The organism is uncultured Campylobacter sp., assembly GCF_938018145.1.
Lineage (GTDB): Bacteria > Campylobacterota > Campylobacteria > Campylobacterales > Campylobacteraceae > Campylobacter_A.
In genome coordinates this window covers 1-1,239 of sequence record NZ_CALIII010000388.1, presented here as the reverse complement: position 1 = coordinate 1,239, position 1,239 = coordinate 1, and the positions used below count along the sequence as shown (strand labels likewise).

Here is a 1,239-nt window from a genome sequence, read left to right as displayed (position 1 = left end):
AAAACAAACGGCAAGCCCGTCCGCTCGCGCCACGCCCGCCCAAGGTCGTGAAACGCCTCCTTGCCATCCCGCAGATACGCCTTTAGCGCGCGGTCGCCGATGAGCACCTCGCCCTCTAGCCCCAGCACTCCGGCTAGCGCGTTTGAGCTCGCAGACGCGGGGTCCGGACGCGCGGCGGTGCCCTTTCGCACGAGCACGCTTTTGACGTCGCCTTTTGCGACAATGCCCAGACTTACCTTTTTGTAACGTTTTTTGCGGCTTTCGATGCTTGAGACCACGGCGGCGTCGATCCTGCGACAGCGCAGATCGCAGTTTAGTTTGCTCGGCACCCCTTTTTTAAATTCGATGATTTTTTTATCCTGCGAGCTTAGGCGCGAACGCTTTAAAAAAACGTGAAAAGGAAGCAAATTTAGATAATCAATCTTGCCAAAAATCATAAAAACTCCGAATTTATAAGGATTTGCCCCGTTTTAAAACGACCAAAATTTAAAGCCAAATCCTAATGCGTAAAAATAAATTTCATAAAACCAAAATCATCGCTCGCGACAAAAGATACGGTCGCGAGCCTTGGTGCGATAACGCAAATTTGACCAATCCGCGCCACAAAATATGCCAGCGCCAAAACAAAGCGCCAAAAGACGCAGGTCTGGGCCGCCCCTATCAAGAAGAGGGGGCTCACTCGCCCCATCCGCAAAAGACTGTAGCGCGAATCCCGCGATACGCCGAGTCGCTCGCATTGTTTGGGCGCCTAAGACGACATTTTACGCGGTTAAATTTGAAAAAGCGGCGACTCCGCACGGGAAATCGCCGCTAGAAAAGCAAATTTAAGCTCGCAAGCGCGCTATTTTGCTTCGTTAAATTTGATATTCGTGCTCTTCAAGCTCGTCGTTTAAGAGCTTCGTAAATCTCGCCGCATGCGCCTCTATCGCACTATCAGGCACGCCCGGCTCCACGCCGCAGCTAGCAAAAATCCGTCCGTAAACGAGCTCGCAAAAGTCCGCGCAGCACTGAAGCGGCAGCAAAATCTCGTTTAGGCTAAATTTGATCGCGCCGTGCTTGGAGTATTCGCCTAGCCCGCCGCCCGCGCTCACGGCGATTTGCAGCTGTTTGCCCGCGATCTTCGCACCCTCTCCGTAGGCAAAGCCGCGGCTTAGCACGTAGCTGTTTTGCTTCGTTAAATTTGGTATTCGTGCTCTTCAAGCTCGTCGTTTAAGAGCTTCGTAAATCTCGCCGCATGCG

The 1,239-nt window shown here is 52.5% G+C and carries 3 protein-coding genes; 1 reads left to right on the top strand and 2 read right to left on the bottom strand.

Going from position 1 to position 1,239, the window contains the following annotated elements; genetic code table 11:
- Window positions 1–437 (bottom strand): MqnA/MqnD/SBP family protein (locus Q0338_RS08980; RefSeq protein ID WP_366119865.1); only part of this gene is annotated, 437 nt, incomplete at its 3' end.
- A 65-nt stretch (window positions 438–502) separates the two neighbouring features.
- On the opposite strand from Q0338_RS08980, the gene Q0338_RS08975 reads away from it, so the two are divergent.
- Window positions 503–814 (top strand): hypothetical protein, encoded by a 312-nt coding sequence (locus Q0338_RS08975; protein ID WP_298086452.1) that lies wholly within the window; start codon window positions 503–505, stop codon window positions 812–814.
- Window positions 815–854: 40 nt separating this feature from the next.
- Here the strand turns inward: Q0338_RS08975 and Q0338_RS08970 are convergent, their stop codons facing one another.
- Window positions 855–1,157 carry an NAD(P)H-dependent oxidoreductase gene (locus Q0338_RS08970; protein WP_298086451.1) on the bottom strand — a complete coding sequence of 101 codons (303 nt, stop codon included), beginning with the start codon at window positions 1,155–1,157 and terminating at the stop codon, window positions 855–857.
- Between the last annotated feature and the right edge of the window lie 82 nt (window positions 1,158–1,239).